The sequence below is a fragment of the Methylovulum psychrotolerans genome (genome assembly GCF_002923755.1).
GTDB lineage: Bacteria > Pseudomonadota > Gammaproteobacteria > Methylococcales > Methylomonadaceae > Methylovulum > Methylovulum psychrotolerans.
This window is the reverse complement of sequence record NZ_PGFZ01000015.1, coordinates 1-20464: the sequence shown is the minus strand read 5'-3', so window position 1 is coordinate 20464 and position 20464 is coordinate 1. Positions and strand designations below refer to the sequence as shown.

The following is a 20464-nucleotide window of genomic DNA, read 5'->3' as shown; positions in this document are numbered from 1 at the left end:
ATGCAAGCCAATGAATTTAACAAACGCCGCCAACGCTTAATGCAGGATATCGGGGTCGACAATATCGCCCTGATCGGCAGCGCCATGCCGCGCACGCGTAACCGCGATGTCGATTACCCGTTCCGCCAAGACAGCGACTTTTTCTACCTGACAGGCTTTAATGAAGCTGATGCCTTAGCGGTGTTTGTACCTGGCCGCGAAGAAGGCGAATACATCCTGTTTTGCCGCGAATTTGACCCGACCAAAGCCCTTTGGGAAGGTGCCCATGCCGGCCTGGAGGGCGCGACCAAGCATTATGCCGCCGATCAGGCCTTTCCTATCGAAGACGTGCCGGAACGCCTGCCTGAACTGTTGGCGGGTAAGCGTAAAGTCTTTTATCCGCTGGGCCATGATGCCGATTTAGATGCCAGTGTTTTGGAATGGCTTAAAGAACTGCGCCAAAAAGCCCGTTCCGGCGTGTCCGCCCCGCATGAACTGAGTGCGCTGGAGCAGATCCTGCACGAAATGCGCTTGTTTAAAAGTGCTGCCGAACTGAAACTGATGCGCCATGCCGCCGAAGTGTCGGCACAAGGCCACATTAAGGCCATGCAGACCTGCAAGGCCGGGCGTTATGAGTATCAGGTGGAGGCGGAACTGGTCTACCATTTTATGCAGGCTGGCTTACGCGCCGTGGCCTATCCGTCGATCGTCGCGGGCGGCAAAAACGCCTGTACCCTGCATTACACGACCAATGATTGCGAACTGCAAGACGGCGATTTATTGCTGATAGACGCAGGAGCGGAATGCGACCATTATGCCGCCGACATTACCCGCACCTTTCCGGTGTCGGGGCGGTTTAGCGACGCGCAGCGTCAGCTTTACCAATTAGTGCTGGATGCCCAATATGCCGCCATTGCCGAAGTGAAACCGGGGGCGACCTGGATACAGCCGCATGAAGCGGCGGTCGAAGTCCTGACCCGTGGCTTGGTCAAACTCGGTTTGTTAAAAGGCAGTGTGAAAAAGTTGGTTAAAGACGAAAAGTACAAGGCTTTTTATATGCACCGCACCGGCCACTGGCTGGGTATGGATGTCCATGATGTCGGCGATTATAAAATCGATGACACTTGGCGTACCTTAGAGCCGGGCATGGTGCTGACGGTCGAACCGGGTTTGTATATCCCTGCCGACTATAAAAAAGTCGACCCGCAATGGCGCGGTATCGGCATCCGTATCGAAGATGATGTGTTGGTCACCGAAGACGGCCACGAGGTGTTAACGCACAGCGCCCCGAAAACCATTGCCGAAATTGAAGCTATCATGCAGGGGGTCTAATGGCACACGATTACGATTTGCTGATTGTCGGCGGCGGCTTGGCGGGTAATTGTCTGGCTTTGGCATTGCAAGGCTGTGGCTTGCGCATCGCTATTGCCGAAGCCAATAGCCGCGCCCAATTACAGGCTTCGGCAGCGGGCGACCGCGCCCTAGCCTTAGCCGCAGGTACGGTCAACGCCTTAGAAGCCTTGGGGATTTGGCAAGACATCGGCGCGAAAGCTACCGCCATCGGCCATATCCACATTTCTGACCGTGGGCATTTTGGCAAGACCCGTTTGTCCGCCGCCAAAGCCCAGGTTCCTGCCCTAGGCTATGTCATCACCGCTCGTGATCTGGAAGGCCATGTCGGCGATTTGGTCGCACAAAGCCCCATCACCCGGATCACCCCGGCGCGGGTGGTGGGCTTAATGTCCGGCAGCGAAGCCATGAATGTCAGCCTGAAACAAGACGGCGATTCCCTGAATGTCAGCGCAAAATTAGTGGTCGGGGCTGACGGTGGCCTTTCCTCGGTGCGCACCTTGTTGGACATCCCCCAACACAGCACCGATTATCGGCAAACCGCCTTGGTCACCACCGTCAAAACCACCCTGCCCCACCGCAATACCGCTTACGAACGCTTCACCGCGTCGGGGCCCCTAGCCTTATTACCGCTAGGCAAATACCATTGCTCGGTGGTCTGGACACGCACCACCGATGAAGCTGAAGCGCTGATGCTGGGCAGTGAAGCCGATTTTCTCAGTGAGTTGCAGGACTGCTTCGGTTATCGCTTAGGCGGCTTAACCTTAACCGCCCCCCGCCGCGCCTTTCCTTTGTCACTGATCCGCGCCGACACCATGCAGGCCGACCGCGCCGTAATTATCGGCAACGCCGTCCACCAACTGCACCCTGTCGCCGGACAAGGCTTTAATCTGGGTCTGCGCGATGTCATGCAACTCGCCGAGGCCTTAAGTGCCGCCGCCCACAGCCAGCAAGACCTCGGTAGCCGTGAGGTCTTGTCCCGCTACAGCCAAGCCCGCCGCAAAGATCACGCCCGCGTCATCGGTTTTACCGACAGCTTGGTGAAAATCTTCTCTAATGACTGGTTGGCTCTAGCCGCCGCGCGAAATGTCGGCCTCACCTTGCTGGACCATATCCCCGCCGCCAAAGCGGTGCTGGCGAAACAAGCAATGGGTTTGGCGGAAGGATAAGTTTTTTGTTGTCGTGTCTGGCGGGTACTGTTCACCCTGATCGCCAACCCGCATCAATTTGACACCCTATAGGGCCGCATCATCTCATTGTCTTCGTGATCGATGATGTGGCAATGCCAGACATAATCGCCTAAGGTCGGATCAAATGGGAACAGGTTGCTGCCGATATAGGATTTGCCTTGCACTACCGGGGTGTCGGTTGGAGTCCAGCGCACCAAAACTCTGAGCACTTGTTTGGCGTGGGCGGTCGCCGTGTCCTTCCACCCGGTTTCGCCCACATCAGGCGGGATTGGGCTACCCAAAAGGAAAGGCCCCAGCGCAGGATTGCCGCCGACCGCCCCATCGGCATTAGGGGTGTTGTAAGCCAACGGCGGCCCGTAACCTGGGCAGTATTTGCCGAGGGCACATGAGCTTGGCAGCGGTGCCGGCCCAGTGCCAAATGCACGGTTCCAAGCGGCAAGATACCCTTTCAAGTTGATGGCTTGGCGGTTAAGGACTTGGAATTGCGCCAGATGCGTGTGTATCGGATGGGTTTGGGCGGCCACGCCGGGCGAGTAGATATTAATGATTTCCCACAACTCGACCGCGCCGACGCGCGGGGTCTCGCTAACACCGTCTTGAGGGAATTCGGCGGCGATGCTGGGCGAGAGTAGCCCATCCCATTTGGTGTTGTTGACAAATTCTTCAATATTGTTCGGATAATCAAAATTTTCGTTGATCACGAATTGCCGGACTTTGTCAATTTTAACGCTAGGCAACACATGCCCTTGGCCATCGGTCAGCCGTGCCGCTGGCACTGGCCATGTGCAGTATCCGGGTGTCCCAGGGAGTTTGGCAGGGTTGCAACTGGTGTCGCCAGACTTTAGCGCGGTATTGACACGAAATTGCATAATGTCGGGCAGTTGGTACATCTCGCCCGGTTCATCGTTTGCCAAGGTGACGGTCTGGCCTGCCAATTTACTAAAATCCACAATCAGATCGGCACGTTCGCCAGGGCTTAAATGCACGTTGCTGATTTTTACGGGTTTGCCGAGATAGCCCTCATCCGCGCCGATTTGGTAAGCGGCGGCGCGGCCAAAGGTCAGGTCATAGCTCCTGTGGTTTGAGCCGTTCAGGATACGCAAGCGGTAACGGCGCGGCTCCACATTCAAATAAGGCCAAGGCGCCCCGTTGACCATCGCCACATCGCCTTCAAACATCACCGACCAGTACGGATGGGTCTTAACCGTGGTTTCGGTCGGAAAGTACAACTGACTGTTGGTGTCAAACTGGCGGTCTTGGATAGCCATCTCCAACTCATAGGCACCATTGGGGAGTTTTTTCGGCTCCAGGGCCGGGTTCCTGATGAAATAGAAGCCCGCCAACCCGGCGAGTACGTTAGTGCGGGTCACGCCCAAGGCATGGTCATGGAACCAAAGGGTTCCCGCTTCCTGGTCGTTAACATATTGGTAAATGGCTTCGCCAGTGCCGGGTTTACCCAGCGAATTATAGCTTGAGCCGATTTTGCCGTCAGGTGTGAACCAAGAATCCGGCCCGCCATCAAACCGCGCCGGGATGACTGCCCCGTGCAAATGCACCGTGGTGGGGACGGGCCCCGTATAAGGCAGGCAACAAGCGTTGCTGGTATTTTCCGACAATGAGCAATCCCTGGTGGTCATGCCGCACATTTTCTGTAGCGGATCGGCCCAATGCAGGGTTTGATCCACCGCTATCAGCCCCTGCACCAACCCCGGCCCGTAAGGGCTGGCGGCATTGAAGCTCGGCAACTGATTGACAAACGTCATTTGTGTGGCCACTTTGCTCCGGGTTTCAAGCGTCACCGCAGGCCAATTGGCAGGGCCTAAGACTTGGTTGGTGGCAGAGTCGGCAGTCTCGTAAGCCCAGACGCGGGTTTTGCCAAACGTCACCCCTTTGCCGCAAGTGTCGGTAAGCCCCTTAGGCAAAACCGTCTGGTCAATTTCCTTCATCGTGACCGTCAGCTTGCGGTGCGTGTAGGCATCGACACGCGGAATAGAATCCGCCGGCCCGAATACAGGCAGTGAAACTGAAAATTTCGGTATGCAACTACCGTCCAAATGGGTCTGGGGGACAAGACTGCTCGCCTGGATATTGCCGACTGCCCAAACCGACAGGCAAGCCACGGTAAAGGCGCGGCAGAGTCGCGGGTAACCGCCTGTTATTGCGTTAATTTTTCGCATTATTTTATCCTCGTTTATTGAAAACCCAACAAAATTTTTACGGGATTTCACTATAAAGGCAGATAGGTTTGGCAACAATAAGGTGATGTCCGTAATTTAGTGACGGGCGCGTAACTGCCGGGGCTTATCGTTCAGTAATACAGTCCGCTAAGGGGATTTTGATGGCAAACACACTGCCCTTGCCCAATTTCGAGGTGACTTTTAACTCATAATGGCATTGTTGGCACAGGGTTTTGACAATAAACAACCCTAAACCGTAACCAGCCTCATCACGGTGCTGCCCTTGCCGGAACGGCGACATCAAGGCTAAACAATCGGCGGCAAATAAGCCCACCCCGCTATCCAGCACCTGAATTTCAATAGCATCCGCCCGGCGGCGCACGCCCACCAACACACGGCCCTTGTGGCTGTAACGGATGGCGTTGCCAATTAAATTACTGAGGATGCGGTGTAACAGCAAGGCCGAGCCCTTGATTTCAATAGTGCTGCCCACGGTGTCAAGCCGCAAACCTTTTTTGGCGGCGGCGGCGGCAAATTCACTGTGCAAGCGGTCAAACAATTCAAATAGCAAGACACGGTCAGCCTGGTCATCGCCTATCTCCTGGCGAGCCTGGTGTATTAAGCCCTGGATCAGGCCTTGGGCATAATCCAAGGTTTTATTGATGTGCTGGGCGACAGGGTCGGCCTCTTCCCTAACGCGTAATGCGTCAATGGCAAACCGTATCGAGGCTAACGGTTGCGATAAATCATGGCTTGCGCAAGCCAATAAAAGCTGCTGGTTTTTGGCTTCTTGCAGGGCGGCCAAACGCTCTTGCTCGGCTTTGACCAACAACTCGGTTTCGGCTTGCCGCTTCACCCGCAACTCGGCTTTTTGTTCATCAAAACGCCGCAACTGGTTCAGCACCGCGATGATAAAAAACACCGGCTCCAGAATATAGGCGATTTTGGGATAAGTGAAAATTGACAGCATCGGGAACGGGTTTAGGCCAAAAATACTCAACAACATCAAAACGACATTAAAAACAATCAGGGAAAGCGCCCCCAACAAATAAAACCGCGCCGCCGGGACGTGCCGGCGCACCGCCAAAACACCCGCCACCACCGCCACCGTGGCGTATAAGACCACGAGCAGGGATACCCATTCGGTGAAATAGGCGTTGCCATATAGCGGCACACTGCAAAAGGCTAGGCCGATAAGCGCGACAAAGCTAAAATATAAGCGCCGGAACCGTTGCTGCACTTGTAAAAACCGCAAGCTAAACCAAGCATGGGTAATGACGGAACCGATGCCTATCAAACCGGGGGCGAACCTGTTCCAAGCGGCCTGTTCAGGCCACAAAAACTGGAAGTTATAGCCTTGGACTTGGCCTAAAAACAATAGGCTAAATACAATCAAGCCTGCATAATTGCGGCTTTCGGCATGGCCTACGCCTTTGTGGTTGAAAAACAAGAGAGCGGCCAACACCAGTAACACCCCCAACAAAACACCGTTGAGGACATCATTTTTCGTGTCCTGTTGCGCGAGGGTTTCGGCAGTCAACAGACGCGCTTGCAAGGGGGTTTTGCCGTGGGTGCGGTAGGCAAGATAAAGCGTGGTAGGGGCGTTTGCCGCCAAGGTCAGCGGGACATACAAAAAGCGGTTAATGACCGGACGTTGGGTAAAGGTCGTGGTTTGGTCTATGCTGTACACGGTTGCCAAACGGCCATTTTGGGCTTGAAAAACCGCCAGAAAAAACGCATCGGGTAGGCCGACCGCCAATAAACGCCGTATGTCGGAAGCATTGGCGTTATCGATGTCAAGCCTTAGCCAGTGTGCCGCGCCAGAATTAAGATTGTCTGCCATTAGGGGCTTGCCCGCCAAACCGACCCAAGGAACCGTAGCCGGATCCAGCGTCTGCATACAAGCAGTTAAGGCCAATTCTGCTTGGGTTTGTAATTGGCAGACCGCCTTAGCCTCTGCCGTTGCTATATTATTAATGGTTAACAACACGCTAAGGATAAATAGTTTAATTGCTAAGGCCAATCGTCCCCCTAATAGACATATCTGTGCTACATTCGGCACTTTACCGTATTATCCTGACCTATATCCAATCCCATGCGCATTATTTTGGCAGACGATCATGCGATTTTTCGCGAAGGCTTAAAGCTGTTGTTACACAGCCGCCCCGATTTTTGCGTGGTTGCAGAAATTGCTGATTTAGAACACCTTAAAACGCTATTGTATAGCCAACAGGCCGATTTGCTGATCTTAGACTACCATATCCCCGGCGGCGATGCGGTGGCCTTACTGGCTTATTGCAAGGCCCGCTATCCTGATTTAAAAGTCATTGCCCTGACCGGTAGCCACTCAGGCCCTATTTTAAAACAATTGGTCGCGGCCAAAGCCGATGGCGTGTTGTTAAAAGACAGTGCGGCAGCGGAATTGTTGCTGGCTATCCAGCAGGTGATGCGGGGCGGACATTATGTGTCCGAAGCGGTGGGTAACACCATAGCTGATATTGAACTGCCTTTAAGCACACGCGAATTGCAGATTTTAAAACTGATTTTTTCCGGTCTGGTGACGCGGGAAATCGCCGAAAAACTCGCTTTGTCACCTAAGACCGTTGATAAACATAGGGAAAATATCATGCGCAAACTACAGGTTAATAATCTGGTCGAACTGATTAATAAAACCCATCAGCTCAAGTTGTTTGAGCTTTGATTGACCGTAGGCCCGTTCTTTTTCAAGGTCGGCAGGGTGAAGCGGACAGATACCGACAAGGCAAATGGGGATTGCCTGACGGCAACATAAATAAGCGGCGCAAACAGCTACGCCGCCGTGCTAATTGCCGCCGCCACATTGACAAAAAAATCCCCGCATTGTAGCTTAGTGCCGCATTTTGCTATTTTAGCACCGCCGTTGTCAGCCAATGGTTTTGAACGGTTCCGTGCCGCATAAGACACTTTTCACTCTACTCAAATCAAGATGACTATGGACAACGACCAACAGAAAGTGCTGCTTGCCGCCGCCAGTTTCTTTAACGAGACCGCAAAAAAACGGCTGACGACCGAACGCGGCTTACACGCGGAAACGCTGATTATGTCGGTGGCGCGGCTATCGGGTAGCCTGATGTACAAAAGCTTTGGCCTTGATGACAAACTGGCTCCCGGCACAACGGTGTTATCCGAGCAGGCCAACCAGCACGGCCCCAAGCTTATGGATATGATGCTGGTGACCTTACAACAACTGGGACAACCCATCACCGAAACTACCGTCGATACGAAATATTTGGATGCCAAGTTTTCGCAACTGAGTTTCCAAGAGTCCTACGAACGCTTAGCGCCGTTTTTTCTTGCCTATTGCCAAGCCGCTCCCTTGCCGTTTCGGGAGGCCGCCATAGCGGGGGCTGTGGCCACAGGCATCCTGATACAAGAGTGCCGCACGGTTTTACCCGTTGCTGGCGGTGCCGCCTTGGGTATTTACGGTTTTATTGAGGGCACTAAAACCGTGCCCTATTAATCGTGGCGCAGAAAATCTATAGGGCGTTTTAGGGCCGCTATCTTGCAACGGTTTAACAGATACCCTTGGCTAAAGAGACCCAAAAACCGCTATAAAGCCTTTGCTTAGATACACTTGCCCTGCTTCATGAGTACCCCTATCCCAAACCACTACGAGGCCATTATGCACCGACTCCGCAGTAAAATACGCGACATCCCTGACTTTCCGATACCCGGAATTATTTTTAAGGACATCACCCCCTTAGTCAAAGACCCGGCGGCATTACGCTTGGCAGTGCATTTGTTGTTGCAACCATTTTTAGGCCGCCCTATTACGGCAGTGGCAGGGATGGAGGCGCGGGGCTTTATTTTTGGTTCGTTGGTCGCGTGGGAACTGGGCCTACCGTTTGTGCCGCTGCGCAAACCCGGCAAATTGCCTTATGATGTGCAGAACGTGTCTTATGATTTGGAATACGGTTCGGCGATGCTGGAAATACACAGCGACGCGCTGGCAGACACCGACAGGGTGTTGCTCATTGATGATTTGCTGGCAACTGGCGGCACGGCAAAAGCCAGTTGCGAGTTGATTGAAAAGCTGGGCGCAACGGTGGAAGCCTGCGCGTTTGTCGTGGAGTTGGATTTTCTGCAAGGCAGGGACAGGCTAGACGGTTACGAAACCCATTCCCTGCTGCACTTTTAGATTAACCCGAAACTAATGGGCAGACCCGTTTTTTAGCTTACTTAGCCTGTCCAGTTTCGCATTAATGCCTTGAAAGGCTTGTGCCGTCGCATCAAAAGATTGCGCCGTCCCCGCAAATGACGGTGGGGCCGACGCAGCGGTAGGCTTAGGTTCGGCAACAGGCGCAACAGTCCTTGGGCTAGAGCTGACCGCCGGGCTAGCGGCCTTGGCGGCTGGGATTTTTTCGGGCGGTTTTTTCGGACTGGAACTGGCCTCGGCATCATTCGCGTCTAACTCGGCATCCAGATCGGTGCCCTGGGTGTTTTTGCCGTCGCTCGCCAAACTTTCGCGCCATTGCAAGTATGATTCGCGGGTGAACACATAAGGGTCTAAGGCGGCTTCGTCAATAAACTTTAACGCCCCTTCGGCATTGGAACGGGTGTTAATCAGCGACGCCACAGCCACTTGCACCGGGTAGGCGGTATAAGAGGTCGGGGTCAAAGCCGCGTCAAGAATCATCGCCGGAATACCGCGCGTGGTGCTAGGCCCCACTAAAGGGATGACCCAATACGGGCCGCGCGGCATGCCCCAAACCGCGAAGGTTTGCTCAAAATCCTCATCATGTTGCTCAAGGCCTACTGACTTGGCGACATCAAACAGACCACCCAAACCCAGCGTCGAGTTCATCAGCAAACGGCGGCTGTCTTCGCCGCTTTGCTGAAGCTTACCTTGCAATAAATCATTGGTGATAACGTCAACGTTTCTGACGTTATTAAAGAAATTAAAAACCCCGTCCTGAAAAAACTGGGGCGTTATATACCGATAAGCTTTAGAAACGGGTTCGGCAATATAATTGTCAACCGTATCGTTAAAGCCATACATGGCCCGATTGAACGGCTCGTAAGGGTCATCAGGACTGACTGCGGCAGCTTGGCCGTCCTTAGTAGCCGTCGCTGCGCAACCGCTTAACGCCATAATGCCAACTAATGCATAAGATAGCGGCAAAAGGGCGGCGGCACTGCGCCTAATAGTACGATATCCGTTCATTGCGGGTAAAACCTATAATTTTGAATAGTTGTCGATTTTCTCGTTAATCTTCGCTATTAAAGCATCAAAGCCATCACGTTGTAAAATACTGGTATATTCCGAACGTTTTAACGCCAGATCACTGACACCGTTGGCGATGATGTTAATGATGCGCCAACTGCTGCCTTTTTCTTTCAGCATATAATCAAACTTGACATCTTTGTCGTCCGGGATGGTCAGGTGGGCATGGATAACCACGCCGCCCCGGGTAGTTTCTTCCTCAGAATCAAAAACAAACGTTTCGCCGCTAAACTCTTTAAAATTATGGGCATAAGAAGCGACACTCAATTTACTGAACACATCGATCAATTGCTGCTGCTGTGCCTCGGATAATTTTTCCCACTCTTTGCCGACGACAATACGGGCAATTTTAGTCAAGTCGTGGCTATTGGCGACGGCATCAAATAATTTAGCATAGCGTCCGGCATAACCGAGCTGTTTGCCTTCTTTCATCACCGCCACTAATTGCGCCTGAAAATTATCGACAATTTGCCGGGCAGTGGCCACCTCTTCGGCAACTGCCGATCCCAACAGCAGTGCCGAAAGAACCACCGCCCCTGTTATTTTCTTTAATACATCTTTAAAAACAATCACCGCGAACCTCCTAGGTCATAGTTTGCTTTACGTCATCAGTCGATTTGTGTTTTTGGGTTTTGCCAAAACCGGACGCTGGGCCGGCAAATAGGCCGCGAAGCCCCACCTACCGTATTAACCGCAAGGCACACAAAACCTTTGCCGATTAATGGCTTTATACACATCGTGGTGCGGGCTGGCGAAACGCCTTTTCAATAGGGGCTACGGTTTTCAGGCGGGCAGGGAGACACCCCAATGCACTTGGCTTAACCCACACGCACCAACAAGAAAAAAGACAGAATGGCCCGTTTACGCTGCATTGGTACGGCCATATCAGTATGCCTATCCTAAACCCTATTAACGATAAAGTTTATCGGTTGGCATGAACAGGGGAGCCGGGCAGCAGCCCGGCACTCCCAAAGCGGGCCGCTTAGTCGGCCATTTCCACACGAATGGGAATGCCCGCCAAAGTCGGGGTTTTGGCCACCACCAATTCGGGCATAGGCTCAGGCACCATATCACCGTCGGTTTTTGGCCCTCTCAGCGCGGTCAGCAAACCTTTTAAGGGATTTCTCAGCATATCCTCAACCGCCGTCGCCTCATAGCCGCAATGTGCCATGCAGCTAGCGCATTTAGGGTTGGTGCTGTTACCGTATTTTTCCCAAGGCGTAGTGTCCAGCAATTCTTGAAAGCTGGCGGCATTGCCTTCGTCAGCCAGCAAATAACACGGTTTTTGCCAGCCAAAGACGTTGCGGGTAGGGTTGCCCCAAGGCGTACATTCGTAGCTTTGGTTGCCCGCCAAAAAATCCAGGTATAAGGACGAATGGTTGAGCTTCCACTTGCGGTTTTTGCCGATTTTGAAAATCCCCCTAAACAGCTCTTTAACATCGCGGCCTTTGATAAAGACATTTTGTTGCGGGGCGCGTTCGTAGCTGAAACCGGGAGCGATGGTCACGCCCTCAACACCCAATTCCATGACATAATCTAAGAATTCGGCAACCTCTTGGGCATTTTCGCCCTGGAACAGGGTACAATTGACCGTGACCCGGAAACCTTTAGCCAAGGCCAACTTAATGGCTTCGACGGCACGTTCAAACACGCCATCTTGGCAAACCGAGGCATCATGGCGTTCTTGCATACCGTCTAAATGGATAGAGAAGGTCAAATACGGCGACGGCGTGTAATCGTCAATACGTTTTTTCAGCAACAGTGCGTTGGTACACAGATAAACGTACTTTTTCCGTGCAATAATGCCGGCAACGATTTGCGGCATTTCCTTGTGGATCAGTGGCTCACCACCAGGAATCGACACCATCGGCGCGTTGCATTCGTCAACCGCCTGCATACATTCCTCAAACGACAGGCGTTTGTCGAGGATCTCATCGGGATAATCAATTTTACCACAACCGGCACAGGCAAGGTTACAACGGAACAAAGGCTCCAGCATCAGCACCAGCGGATATTTTTTGACACCTTTTAATTTCTGCTTGATCAGGTAAGTGCCGACGGTTAATTGTTGGCGTAAAGGAACACCCATTTGTAAATCCTCCAAAATGATTAAGTTGGCGGCAGCCGATGTGACTCGCCCTGCCGCTTAGCCTCTGTGAAGCTAGGGGAAAATAATAAGCCTGTGGCAATAAAGCAACAAGAAAACAGCCGTAGCATAAATGCAACCCTCTCCTGACGCGGCCTGCCACAAGCCCAAAGCCAGCGCGTGGGCTTTATATAATACAAACGCTTAGCTATTGCTGACTAGAATACTATCTTTTAACAATCGACTCCAGTCTTTACTATAAATAATCCGCAAACAGCGGCAAACCGTGGCTTTATAGCCATTTTCACATAAATACAACAAAGACCTTTAAATAACTGTTTTTGTTCCCAATAATTGCCTTGTAAAGCCTATCAAATCAGGATATTGGCAATAAAACAACATTACTTTGCAAAATACCAACAAACAGTCTATTATTGCAAGCAAGCAACTTAACCTTAAGCCAGATGATTTAACCGTACTATTATGGGCACATCTCGAATTTCCCTGGACAACCCAAAATTACTGAGCCAGCTCTCGGATGACGACTTTCAGGCCGCTTTGCTCGAAGGCGTGTCAAGAACGTTCGCGCTGACCATTCCGCAATTGCCGGTGCCGTTATACCGGGCCGTGGCGAACGCTTACCTGTTGTGCCGGATTGTTGACACCATAGAAGACGAAGTGTCACTGAGCGCCCAACAAAAAGCCTATTTTTGTAACGAATTTATTGAAGTGGTCAGGACGGGCGACAATTCCGAGCCGTTCGCGGTCGAACTCGCGCCGTTGCTGTCCGAGCAAACCATTGCCGCCGAACATACCTTAATCCATCTGCTGCCACGGGTTATCCAAATCACCCACAGCTTCGAGGGCGAACAGGTCGCGGCTTTAAGCGATTGCGTCAAAACTATGGCGGCGGGCATGCCGATTTTTCAGGCACAAAATTTACATAACGGCTTGGCGACGCTGGCTGATATGGACCGCTATTGCTATTACGTTGCCGGCTGTGTCGGCGAAATGCTTACCCGGCTGTTTTGCCATTATTCGCCGGACATCGCCCGCCACCGCACCGAGCTGCTGGAGTTGTCGGTCGCGTTTGGCCAAGGCCTGCAAATGACCAACATCCTCAAAGACATTTGGGACGATGCCGGAAGGGGCGTATGTTGGTTGCCGCAAGATATTTTTACCGAAACCGGCTTTGACCTTAAAGACATCCGCACCGCCAACGCTTGCCCTGCCTTCACCACAGGGCTGGAGCGCTTGATAGGGATTGCCCATGCGCATTTGCGCAAGGCCTTGGACTATACGCTGCTGCTCCCCGCCCACGAGACGGGCTTGCGGAATTTTTGTTTGTGGGCAATCGGTATGGCGGTGCTGACCTTATGCAAGATCAAGCAAAACCTTAACTTTACTGCATCCGAGCAAGTCAAAATCACCCGCAATAGCGTCAAAACGACGATTATCGCCACCAAACTGATGGGCCGCAGTAATCTGTTGCTCAACGTATTGTTCAATTGGACTAGCCGAGGACTTGCCACACCCGGCTGGTCGTACCCGATATCCTCCTCAAAAGCTAATCCCGATTTTTAAGGACATTATTTATGTTTACTGATTCTACCCATTACCTTGACCATAGCCATGCACCGAGTGCATCCAATGCGATCCACTCCAATGCCTTCGACCTGAACAAAGCCATCAGCCAAGCCCAAGACACCTTGCTGAAACTCCAGGATAAAAACGGCTATTGGGTGTTTGAGCTGGAAGCCGACTGCACCATCCCGTCCGAGTACATTATGATGATGCACCATATCGGCGAGATTGATGAAGTCTTACAGGCTAAGATCGCCAACTATTTACGCTCACGCCAATCCGAAGACGGCAGCTACCCACTGTTTACCGGCGGTATCGGTGACCTTAGCTGTAGCGTTAAAGTGTATTACGCCTTAAAGCTGGCGGGTGACGCGCCGGAAGCGGCGCACATGACACGCCTGCGCAATTACATCCTCAGCCAGGGCGGCGCGGCTAAGGCCAATGTCTTTACCCGTATCGCCCTCGCCATGTTCAAACAATTGCCTTGGCGCGGCGTACCGTATATTCCGGTAGAAATCATGCTGTTCCCAAAATGGTTCCCTTTCCATTTGGATAAGGTGTCGTATTGGTCGCGTGCGGTGATGGTACCGCTGTTCATCCTCTGCACCTTAAAGGCGGAGGCAAAAAATCCGTTGCAAGTGGGTATTTTGGAACTGTTTGTCACCCATCCTGACCAGGAGCGGCATTATTTCCCTGAGCGGACAGTACTGAACAAAATATTCTTAGGTTTGGACCAATTGGGCAGGCTCACCCGCCCGTTAATCCCTAAGGCGATGCACCAACGCGCCATCACCAAAGCGCACGATTGGTTTGTCGAACGCCTGAACGGCGAAGACGGCTTGGGGGCGATTTTTCCGGCCATGGTCAACGCTTACGAAGCCTTGTTACTGCTCGGCTACGCACCCGAACATGAGCGGGTGGTCACAGCACGCAAAGCCATCGATAAACTGTTGGTGGTCAACGAGTACGATGCCTATTGCCAGCCTTGTTTGTCACCGGTTTGGGACACGGCCTTAGCGGCCTTGGCTTTGCAAGAAGCCGACAAGGCCAAAGCCCCTGAACAGCGGCTTGCCTCCCCCGCTTTGACCCGCGCCTACGCGTGGCTGAAATCGACGCAACTGAGCGATGAGCCGGGCGACTGGCGCATTACCAAACCGGACTTGGCGGGCGGCGGCTGGGCATTCCAATTTGCCAACCCGCATTATCCCGATGTCGATGACACGGCGATTGTCGGTTTTGCTATGGCCGACTCGCAATTGCCCGAACTGGACGAATCCATCCACCGTGCGACCCGCTGGATAGTCGGGATGCAGTCGGCAAATGGCGGTTATGGGGCGTTCGATGTCGATAATACTTACTATTATCTGAACGAAATCCCCTTTGCCGACCATGGCGCTTTACTCGACCCGCCCACTGCCGATGTCAGTGCGCGATGTGCGATGCTGATGGCGCGGGTTGCCCAAGACCATGACGAATACCTGCCGGCCTTAGAACGCGCCTTAGCGTATCTGCGTAGCGAACAGGAAGCCGACGGCTCTTGGTTTGGCCGCTGGGGGACTAACTACATTTACGGCACTTGGTCGGTGCTGTTGGGCTTAGAGCAAACCGCCCTGCCGAAAACCGACCCGCTGTACACTAAGGCCGCACAATGGTTAAAGAGCGTCCAACGTGCCGACGGCGGCTGGGGCGAGGACAATTTCAGCTACCATGACTTGAGCTACAGCGGCCAATACCGTTTCAGCACCGCGTTCCAAACCGCTTGGGCAGTCTTGGCGCTGATGGCGGCGGGCGAAGCGCGTAGCCCCGAAGTCAAGGCGGGCATCGACTTTATCTTGCACCACCAACAAACTGATGGCTTGTGGAACGACAAGTGCTTTACTGCACCCGGCTTTCCGAAAGTGTTTTATCTGAAGTATCATGGCTACGATAAGTTTTTCCCCTTGTGGGCGTTGGCAAGATACCGCAACGAGCTGGCTAAAAAATGATCTCCGGCATCGTGGTCGCGCTTCCCGAAGAATTGGCGACGCTGACCTCTAAACGGATAGACAAAGGCCATTGCGTCTTTATTGCCAATACCTTGTTGGTGGCGTATTCCGGTACGGGCAGCAAAAATGCCCAAGCCGCCGCCGAACTGTTGGTGGCCAAAGGCGCGACTCAGCTCATCAGTTGGGGCTGCGCCGCCGCCTTACAGCCGGGCTTAAAGTCCGGCGACCTGACGTTGGCGGATACCTTAGTCGGCAGCGATGACCAAGAAATCACCGTCCACCCGGCTTGGCACAGCCATAGCAAAAAGCTGCTGGCGCAAGCCCAACAGGTACACACCGGACGCTTGGCGGAAAGCCAGACTATCGTCTCGACCAGCAAAGAGAAACAGTATTTACAACTCATTACCAAGGCTCAGGTTTTGGATATGGAAAGTGTTGCTATCGCCAAAATCGCCGGACGTAACGCCTTGCCGTTTTTGGCGATCCGTGCCATTGTCGATCCCGTCAGCATGGATTTGCCCCGCGCCATCCAATATGCCGCCAATACCGAGGGGGATATTGTCCTCAGCCGCCTCTTGCTGTTTCTGGTTTTGCACCCTTTAGAATTGCCCGGACTCATTAAGCTAGGTCTGCACTTTAGCGCCGCCAAAAAAACGCTTAAAATCGCTGCCCGGCAACTTGTCGCCATCAGCGAATTTTTTCACAGCCGCAGCGTGGCGCGTTAATAGGCCAGGAATGAAAGGGCCAGCTTTTTCATAATTGGTTTTTTTAATCGCCAGAAAACGACTGTGTAACACCCATTATTAACACCACTAGCCCTCTTCTTCCGGGCAGGTTACAAGCTATAATTTCTTGCAATAGGGTCGGCTAGGCCGGCCCTGCATTTTTAATCACGGTTACACACGGGAACCATACCTGTCAAAAAGCCTCTAATTAGGTTGACGGCTTTTCAAACAGCTCCCCGTAACCCTTTCGAGGCAACCCATGACATTCAGCATCGCCGAACTGTTTGCGCAACACAGCACAGATAAGTTTGATTTACATGAGCAATATTTAAACAATCAAATGGTCAGGGTCTTAAAGACCATAGGCTATGACCGCCATTACCAACGCGCGGTCGGCCAATACTTGTATGACCAAACCGGCACCGAATATCTGGATTTACTCAGCGGCTTCGGCGTGTTTGCGGTAGGCCGGAACCACCCTACCGTCATAAAAGCCTTGCAAGAAACTCTCACCCTAGAATTGCCGAATCTGGTGCAATTGGACGTGTCGGTGCTGAGCGGCCTGTTAGGCAAAGAAATCTTAAAAACTACGCCAGAAAACCTCAACAAGATATTTTTCTGCAATTCGGGTACTGAGGCCGTAGAAGCGGCGATCAAATTTGCCCGCTACACCACCAAACGCGAAAAAATCGTCTTTTGTGAGCATGGCTACCATGGTCTGACCATGGGTGCTTTGTCCCTAAACGGCGAAAACATCTTCCGCGAAGGCTTCGGGCCGTTATTGCCCGGATGCAGCGCCATCCCGTTCAACGATTTGGCGGCACTGGAAGCGGCTTTGAGCCAAAAAGATGTCGCCGCCTTCATCGTCGAGCCTATCCAAGGCAAAGGCGTAAACTTGCCTGACGACAACTACCTGCCGGAAGTGGAGCGCCTCTGCAAAAAATACGGCACGCTGTTTGTCGCCGATGAAGTGCAAACCGGCTTAGGCCGGACTGGTAAATTCTGGGCGGTAGACCATTGGCAAGTCCAACCCGATATGATTTGCATGGCCAAAGCCCTGTCCGGCGGTTTTGTCCCGGTCGGCGCGGTCGCCATCACCCAAAAAATCATGGACACGGTCTATAACCGCATGGACAGGGCAGTCGTGCATGGCTCGACTTTCTCGAAAAACAATATGGCGATGGCGGCGGGCTTGGCGACCTTGCATGTCTTGGAAGAAGAAAAACTGGTCGAAAACTGCGCTAAAGTGGGTACGGACATTATTGACAGCTTAAATGCCATGAGCGGCCAATACGAATTTTTAAAAGAAGCGCGGGGCAAGGGCATGATGATCGCCATTGAATTCCAAGCCCCGAAAAGCCTGACCTTAAAAGCGGCGTGGGCGATGTTGGAAGCCGCCAACAAAGGCCTGTTCTGCCAGATGATCACCATCCCGCTGTTTAAGGAACACCATATCCTGACCCAAGTGGCGGGGCATGGTATGAATGTGGTCAAACTGTTGCCGCCGCTAACCCTGACCCAAAAAGACCGCGACCATATCATCAGCGCGTTCGCCAAGACCATTGCCGACACCCACCAAGTCCCCGGTTCAATCTGGGACTTGGGCAAAAACTTGGCCGGACACGCCCTGAAAGGTAAAAAAGGCGGTTAATATGACGAAATATTGGCTTATTTGTTGTTTACTTTACTTGGGCAGCGCAGGGGCTTATGCTCATGCGGTGGTCACCCAAGACTCGCTAGCGCATACCCCTATCCATGCCCAACAACCCGCGCAAGTGCAGTTAAGCTTCAATTCCAAAATTGAACTGGCCTTGTCGCAAATTTTTCTGGTCAGCAAAGGCGACAAACATCAGCTGTTGGCTACCCATAAAAGCCCACAACGCGGTCAGATCATTATTGATATACCCGCTTTGGTAACGGGCGATTACGCGCTACGCCTAAAAGTATTTGCCGCCGACGGGCATTTGACCGAAGATGTCATCCACTTTTCTGTTACCCCATAGGCTATGTTATGGCAGGTATTGCAGATTTTCTCGACTCATTGATTGGCGGGTTTGACCTGATATGCTTCGCGCTGATGATTGGCGGTCTATTATGGGGGCTATTTGTGCTGCGCCCTTGGCAACAGGCCAACACCCCGGCTATTTTAGCGGCCACCACTATCCGCTTAATTTATCAAGGCGGGTTTTGGCTTGCAGCAGCGCAAGGCTTTAAGATTATTTTAAAAATTTGGCTGATGGCGGCGATACTGGAAAAATCACCGTTCCCTGAATTTGCCGACACCAGCCAATTTATCGGTGGCCTGATCCGTGCCGCCCTGACCCTATTGGTGGCGGCTTATGCCTATTATTATTTAAGCCGCCATCCCGACTCCGAAGACCATTGGCAAAACACTGGGCTATTGGCTGTACCTATGGTGGTGTCGGGGGCGTGGCTCGTCCATGCCGCCGGACGCTTTGACGACCGCCTGCTGCTGATGGGTTTGACCGTACTGCATCAACTGGCCGCCGCCGCTTGGATAGGCGGGGTATTTATGCTCTTGAACCTATGGCAGTTGCAACGCCGCCAAGCTGTCGCCGCCGAATTATGGCCGCTGTTGCTTAAGCGCTTCTCCTTATTTGGCGGGTTGGCAGTGGGCGGCATCTTGCTGTCCGGTGTACCGATTGCTTGGCAATACATCGACTCGTGGAACGGCTTGGTCGGTACAGGCTACGGCAATTTATTGATGGTCAAGATTATCCTGTTAGGGCTGGCCTTAACGTTTGCTTGGCTGAACCGCACTGCTGTCGCAGACTTCCTGCTGTCCGGCAACCAGCACGCGCTACGCCGACGGGTGCCTTATTATATTGAGGCCGAAGCCTTAATCTTAGTGACCTTATTGTTTACCGCCGCCAGCTTAGCTTCGCAACCGCCCGCGATTGATATCCCCAACCTGACTGCGGCTTGGCAAGAAGTTTTAGGGACATTTACGCCGCAATGGCCGCAAACCACCTCACCCACCCATAGTGCCTTACTGGCGGGGGAAGCGGGGCGGGTGGCGATTGTCGGCCAAACCCCGTCCTTGGCGGCGACCGAATGGTCAAACTACAACCATAATATTTCGGGTATTTTCATTACTGCGATGGGTCTGTTGGCGATGTTTTCCTACAGCCGATGGGCCCACAGCCACCCACTATTGGCGCTGAGCCGCTATTGGCCCATCGGTTTTGTCGGCTTAGGGATTTTTCTGTTTTTCCGTAGTGATGCCGAAACCTGGCCCTTAGGCCCCATCGGCTTTTGGGAAAGCACTTTCAATAATGGCGAAGTCTTACAACATCGGATTGCCACCTTACTGGTGCTGGTGCTCGGAATATTTGAGCTGATGGCACGACGTGCCAAAAATGCCGATAGTGCCTTGCCGCTAGTGTTTCCTATCTTGGCGGCGTTCGGTGGCCTGATGCTGCTGACCCATTCCCATATTGGTTTCCAAGCCAAAAGTGCGTTTCTGATCCAGGTGGGCCACACTACAATGGGAATTTTTGCCCTGATTTTGGCCTGTGGCCGCTGGCTGGAACTCAAGCTCGACTCGCCGGGCAAAGAACTGGCCGGCTTTGTTTCAGTCGCCGCCCTGTTTCAAATTGGCTTTATCCTGATGTTTTACCGCGAACCCCTTTACTGACTAACGTTACGCAGTAACGTGCTTTACCCCCGTTTGCCGCGCCGAGCATCGCAGGGTTTGTCGGGATCAGCCCGAAGGGGCGCGGCAAGGATGCCGCGCGTCGGCAGGTGGGCAGGAGCCCACTCTGCCGACCCCCGACAAAACCGAGAAGCGCAGGATTAAGCGGCAACCGAGCCGCCTTTTCTTTGGATACTTTCTTTTGGCGGAGCAAAAGAAAGTATCTCGCCTTCGGGTGCGAGAACCCGATTAAAAAGCCGTCGCGACAGCGACCCATCATTATTTGTTTTCAAATCGCAGAAAATGTCTGCGTAACATCAGTTACTAATTATGAACGCACTACAATTCCCCCTGCTCGACGACATCGCCAGCCCCGCCGATGTGCGCCGCCTGCCGAAAGACCTGCTCAAGCCGCTCGCCAAGGAGCTGCGCGAATTCCTGACCCAATCGGTGAGCGTGTCGGGGGGGCA

17 protein-coding genes are annotated in these 20464 nt (G+C 52.8%); 12 read left to right on the top strand and 5 right to left on the bottom strand.

The annotated features are described in order from the left end of the window. Together pepP and ubiH are read left to right on the top strand one after the other, a co-directional pair. Nucleotides 1–1311: a Xaa-Pro aminopeptidase gene (gene pepP, locus AADEFJLK_RS20580; RefSeq protein ID WP_103975587.1), complete on the top strand. Its 1311-nt coding sequence runs from the start codon at nt 1–3 to the stop codon at nt 1309–1311. Further along, entirely contained in the window at nt 1311–2498 is a 1188-nt protein-coding gene (ubiH, locus tag AADEFJLK_RS20575) for a 2-octaprenyl-6-methoxyphenyl hydroxylase (RefSeq protein WP_103975586.1), read from the top strand. The genes pepP and ubiH overlap by 1 nt, the downstream gene beginning before the upstream one ends. Nucleotides 2499–2551: 53 nt before the next feature. Here the strand turns inward: ubiH and AADEFJLK_RS20570 are convergent, their stop codons facing one another. Together AADEFJLK_RS20570 and AADEFJLK_RS20565 are read right to left on the bottom strand one after the other, a co-directional pair. After that, nucleotides 2552–4696: a multicopper oxidase domain-containing protein gene (locus AADEFJLK_RS20570; RefSeq protein WP_103975585.1), complete on the bottom strand. Its 2145-nt coding sequence runs from the start codon at nt 4694–4696 to the stop codon at nt 2552–2554. Between the two features lie 124 nt (nt 4697–4820). Continuing rightward, nucleotides 4821–6683, bottom strand: a complete 1863-nt coding sequence (locus AADEFJLK_RS20565; protein ID WP_146054685.1) for a sensor histidine kinase — start codon at nt 6681–6683, stop codon at nt 4821–4823. 108 nt (nt 6684–6791) lie between these two features. On the opposite strand from AADEFJLK_RS20565, the gene AADEFJLK_RS20560 reads away from it, so the two are divergent. The 3 genes from AADEFJLK_RS20560 to AADEFJLK_RS20550 all read left to right on the top strand — a co-directional run bounded on the left by AADEFJLK_RS20560 (nt 6792) and on the right by AADEFJLK_RS20550 (nt 8873). After that, a complete protein-coding gene (locus AADEFJLK_RS20560; RefSeq protein ID WP_088618298.1) occupies nt 6792–7397 on the top strand; it encodes a LuxR C-terminal-related transcriptional regulator in 606 nt (201 codons plus the stop codon). A gap of 270 nt (nt 7398–7667) precedes the next feature. Continuing rightward, nucleotides 7668–8195: a hypothetical protein gene (locus AADEFJLK_RS20555; protein ID WP_103975583.1), complete on the top strand. Its 528-nt coding sequence runs from the start codon at nt 7668–7670 to the stop codon at nt 8193–8195. A gap of 162 nt (nt 8196–8357) precedes the next feature. After that, complete coding sequence (locus AADEFJLK_RS20550) at nt 8358–8873, top strand: adenine phosphoribosyltransferase (protein WP_088618296.1); 516 nt, start codon at nt 8358–8360, stop codon at nt 8871–8873. Between the two features lie 12 nt (nt 8874–8885). Here the strand turns inward: AADEFJLK_RS20550 and AADEFJLK_RS20545 are convergent, their stop codons facing one another. The 3 genes from AADEFJLK_RS20545 to hpnH all read right to left on the bottom strand — a co-directional run bounded on the left by AADEFJLK_RS20545 (nt 8886) and on the right by hpnH (nt 12048). Next, nucleotides 8886–9899, bottom strand: a complete 1014-nt coding sequence (locus AADEFJLK_RS20545) for an MlaA family lipoprotein (protein WP_211299292.1) — start codon at nt 9897–9899, stop codon at nt 8886–8888. Between the two features lie 12 nt (nt 9900–9911). Next, nucleotides 9912–10532, bottom strand: coding sequence for an ABC transporter substrate-binding protein (locus AADEFJLK_RS20540; RefSeq protein ID WP_408630481.1), 621 nt, complete (start codon nt 10530–10532; stop codon nt 9912–9914). Nucleotides 10533–10941: 409 nt separating this feature from the next. After that, nucleotides 10942–12048 (bottom strand): adenosyl-hopene transferase HpnH, encoded by a 1107-nt coding sequence (gene hpnH, locus AADEFJLK_RS20535; protein WP_088618294.1) that lies wholly within the window; start codon nt 12046–12048, stop codon nt 10942–10944. A 480-nt stretch (nt 12049–12528) separates the two neighbouring features. Here hpnH and AADEFJLK_RS20530 point away from each other — a divergent pair, with 480 nt between their 5' ends. The 7 genes from AADEFJLK_RS20530 to AADEFJLK_RS24155 all read left to right on the top strand — a co-directional run. After that, complete coding sequence (locus AADEFJLK_RS20530) at nt 12529–13629, top strand: phytoene/squalene synthase family protein (protein ID WP_103975582.1); 1101 nt, start codon at nt 12529–12531, stop codon at nt 13627–13629. A gap of 11 nt (nt 13630–13640) precedes the next feature. Continuing rightward, on the top strand, nt 13641–15614 hold the full coding sequence (gene shc, locus AADEFJLK_RS20525) for a squalene--hopene cyclase (protein ID WP_103975581.1): 1974 nt from the start codon (nt 13641–13643) through the stop codon (nt 15612–15614). Further along, complete coding sequence (locus AADEFJLK_RS20520) at nt 15611–16339, top strand: phosphorylase family protein (RefSeq protein ID WP_088618291.1); 729 nt, start codon at nt 15611–15613, stop codon at nt 16337–16339. Before shc ends, AADEFJLK_RS20520 begins: the two co-directional genes overlap by 4 nt. A gap of 259 nt (nt 16340–16598) precedes the next feature. After that, a complete protein-coding gene (locus tag AADEFJLK_RS20515; protein ID WP_103975580.1) occupies nt 16599–17990 on the top strand; it encodes an aspartate aminotransferase family protein in 1392 nt (463 codons plus the stop codon). A gap of 1 nt (nt 17991) precedes the next feature. Next, nucleotides 17992–18342, top strand: coding sequence for a copper resistance CopC family protein (locus tag AADEFJLK_RS20510; protein WP_088618289.1), 351 nt, complete (start codon nt 17992–17994; stop codon nt 18340–18342). An 8-nt stretch (nt 18343–18350) separates the two neighbouring features. After that, the gene (locus AADEFJLK_RS20505) at nt 18351–19997 is read left to right on the top strand and encodes a copper resistance D family protein (RefSeq protein ID WP_103975579.1); all 1647 of its coding nucleotides are present in this window, start codon (nt 18351–18353) and stop codon (nt 19995–19997) included. A 327-nt stretch (nt 19998–20324) separates the two neighbouring features. Further along, on the top strand, nt 20325–20464 hold a 140-nt coding region (locus AADEFJLK_RS24155), incomplete at its 3' end, for a 1-deoxy-D-xylulose-5-phosphate synthase N-terminal domain-containing protein (RefSeq protein WP_146054684.1).